General features: G+C 41.8%; 6 protein-coding genes. All 6 read left to right on the forward strand.

The window, feature by feature from the left end; all coding sequences use genetic code 11:
* The coding region (locus LD39_RS18370; protein WP_156112690.1) for a DsrE/DsrF/DrsH-like family protein at nucleotides 1-470 on the forward strand (470 nt) is incomplete at its 5' end.
* A gap of 18 nt (nucleotides 471-488) precedes the next feature.
* Complete coding sequence (locus LD39_RS18375) at nucleotides 489-785, forward strand: rhodanese-like domain-containing protein (RefSeq protein ID WP_035551386.1); 297 nt, start codon at nucleotides 489-491, stop codon at nucleotides 783-785.
* Between the two features lie 49 nt (nucleotides 786-834).
* On the forward strand, nucleotides 835-1,404 hold the full coding sequence (locus LD39_RS18380; RefSeq protein WP_035551389.1) for a sulfurtransferase TusA family protein: 570 nt from the start codon (nucleotides 835-837) through the stop codon (nucleotides 1,402-1,404).
* A gap of 40 nt (nucleotides 1,405-1,444) precedes the next feature.
* Complete coding sequence (locus LD39_RS18385) at nucleotides 1,445-2,590, forward strand: MBL fold metallo-hydrolase (RefSeq protein ID WP_035551392.1); 1,146 nt, start codon at nucleotides 1,445-1,447, stop codon at nucleotides 2,588-2,590.
* Between the two features lie 60 nt (nucleotides 2,591-2,650).
* Nucleotides 2,651-2,878, forward strand: a complete 228-nt coding sequence (locus LD39_RS18390; protein ID WP_035551394.1) for a sulfurtransferase TusA family protein — start codon at nucleotides 2,651-2,653, stop codon at nucleotides 2,876-2,878.
* 50 nt (nucleotides 2,879-2,928) lie between these two features.
* Nucleotides 2,929-3,204 (forward strand): sulfite exporter TauE/SafE family protein (locus LD39_RS18395; RefSeq protein WP_035551397.1); only part of this gene is annotated, 276 nt, incomplete at its 3' end.

A 3,204-nucleotide genomic window follows, 5' to 3' on the forward strand; every position in this document is an offset into this window, starting at 1 on the left:
CAAAAAAAACAAATATTATTTTATTCAGCGGAGATTATGATAAAGCGATGGCTGCTTATATCATTGCCAATGGGGCAGCAGCTTATGATCATGAAGTAACAATCTTTCACACATTCTGGGGATTAAATGCTCTTAGAAAAGATGAACCGATCACTGCGAAAAAAGGTTTCATGGAGAAAATGTTCGGGAAAATGATGCCTCGTGGCGCAGATAAGATGGGCCTTTCAAAAATGAATTTTGCAGGGTTTGGACCGAAAATGATCAAAGACGTCATGAAAAAGCACAATGCGATGCCACTGCCTGATCTTATCGAAATGGCACAGGAACAAGAAATAAACCTTGTGGCATGTACGATGACGATGGACTTACTTGGTCTACAAAAAGATGAACTGCTAGATGAAATTGAATACGCAGGTGTAGCCGCTTATTTAGCTGATGCTGAAGACGGTAACGTGAACCTGTTTATCTAATAGGAGGTACTAGTTATTATGAAAACTTTAACAGCTAACGAAGTAAAAAATCTTTTGGAACAAGGAAAAGAATTGAACATTGTAGATGTACGCGAAGACGATGAAGTAGCGTCTGGAATGATTCCTGGAGCGAAGCACATCCCTCTTGGATCAGTAGAGGCTCGCACAAGTGAATTGGATTCATCTAAAGAATATATTATGGTTTGCCGTTCTGGCGGCCGCAGTGGCCGTGCTACGCAGATTTTAGAAGAAAAAGGATATGACGTCACCAATATGGAAGGCGGCATGATGAGCTGGGACGGTCCAACAGAATAATTTTTTTCAAAAAATAATACCCACACGGGTTTTGGGAGGATGTTTGTATATGGATATTAAGACAGATCTTTCGTTAGATGCTAAAGGGCTTGCTTGCCCAATGCCGATTGTGAAAACAAAGAAATCAATGAAAGACATTGAAGCAGGTCAGGTGCTTGAAGTCCTTGCAACAGACAAAGGTTCAAAAGCAGACCTGGCTGCATGGGCTAAAAGCGCAGGTCATCAGTACCTGGGCACAGTTGAAGAAGGAGACGTTCTGAAGCACTATGTACGAAAAGCTAGTGATGAAGACACTCAAGAAACGAAACACGACAAAGTTGTAAATAACGAAGAACTGCAAAATGTCCGTTCTGATAAGAACGCACTAATTTTAGATGTACGTGAAGCTGCGGAGTATGCATTTGAGCACATTCCTGAAGCAACGTCCATGCCACTAGGAGAATTAGACGAACGTGCAGATGAATTAGATCGCTCTAAAGACGTTTATGTTGTATGTCGTACAGGGAACCGCAGTGACATGGCCGCTCAAAAGCTTGTAGAAAAAGGCTTTGAAAATGTTTATAACGTCGTTCCAGGCATGAGTGAATGGTCTGGAGATACAACTTCACTTAACAAATAAAAAATTTTAAACAAAAATATACCTTAGGGGGTAAATGAAAATGGCAGTACAAGAAATGTCTGTTAAAGAAATGGCTAATAAAGTTCTGAACAATGAAGAATTATTTCTATTGGATGTACGCACAGAAGATGCTTTTAACGATTGGAAAATCGAAGGGAAAAACTTTGAGTACTTGAACATCCCGTATTTTGATTTGCTTGATGGAGTCGAAGAGATTTTGGATCAACTTCCAACAGATAAGGAAATCGTGGTCGCTTGTGCCAAAGGCGGATCTTCACAAATGGTCGCTGAGATGCTTGAAGATGAGGGCGTATCCAACGTCTATTCTCTTGAAGGCGGCATGAAAGCGTGGAGTGAACACCTTGAACCTATTAAAGTAAGTGACTTGAATGATGGAGACTTGAATGATGGAGGCGAACTGTACCAATTCATACGTATCGGTAAAGGCTGCCTTTCCTACATGGTCACTTCCAACGGAGAAGCTGCGATCATCGACTCCACTCGCATGATTGGTGCTTATACAGATTTCGCTGAGAAAATGGGAGTAAAAATCACCCACGTATTCGATACGCACCTTCACGCAGACCACATTTCTGGCGGACGCAAACTTGCCGAAGCGACCGGTGCCACTTATTGGCTGCCGCCGAAAGACGCAGCAGAAGTAACATTTGACTATCAACCGCTAGAAGATGGTGAAAAAGTAACCATTGGTAACACAACGATTGATATCAATGCGCTTTATTCACCAGGTCACACAATTGGTTCTACTTCCTTTGTAGTCGATAACCAATTCTTGATGTCCGGCGATATTCTATTCGTCGATTCCATCGGTCGTCCAGACCTCGCAGGAAAAGCTGAAGACTGGGTTATGGACCTTAGAGAGACGCTTTATACACGTTATAAAGAGCTATCTGATGAACTTGTCGTCCTTCCTGCTCACTTCATGATTATGGATGAGATGAACGAGGATGGCACTGTGGCTGAGAAACTAGGTACACTGTTTGAGAAAAACCACGGCTTGAACATCGATGATCAAGATGAGTTTAGAAAAATGGTGACAGAGAACCTGCCACCTCAACCAAATGCTTATCAAGAAATCCGTGAAACAAACATGGGTAAAATCAACCCTGAAGACGAAGAGCAACGAGAAATGGAAATTGGTCCTAACCGTTGCGCGGTCCGATAAAATCTGACAAAGATTTAGCAGCTATCATAAAGAAAAATAACTATTTGGAGGTATTTCATTATGAACGTAACAAAAGTATTAGACGCAAAAGGATTAGCTTGCCCAATGCCAATTGTGAAAACTAAGAAGGCTATGAAAGAAGTAGAGTCTGGCGAAGTACTTGAAATTCACGCAACTGACCAAGGTGCGAAGAGTGACCTTACTGCATGGGCGAAGTCCGGCGGTCATGAACTACTACAACACGAAGAAGAAAATGGCGTTTTCAAGTTCTGGATTCAAAAAGGCTAAATAATCAAAAGGGAACCAGGAGCGGTTCCCTTTTTTAAGGAGGTTACAACATGGATTTCAGTTTAATCATCACGATCTTCATCATCGGCTTCGTAGGGTCTTATGTATCCGGAATGCTAGGCATCGGGGGATCAATTATAAAATATCCTATGCTCTTATATATACCCCCATTGTTAGGATTTACAGCCTTTACAGCTCATGAAGTCTCAGGAATCAGCGCCGTACAGGTATTCTTTGCAACAATCGGCGGCGTTTGGGCCTACCGAAAAGGCGGTTACCTAAATAAATCGTTGATTTTATATATGGGTGTCAGTATTTTAATCGGC

The sequence above is a fragment of the Halobacillus sp. BBL2006 genome (assembly GCF_000786645.1).
Lineage (GTDB): Bacteria > Bacillota > Bacilli > Bacillales > Halobacillaceae > Halobacillus.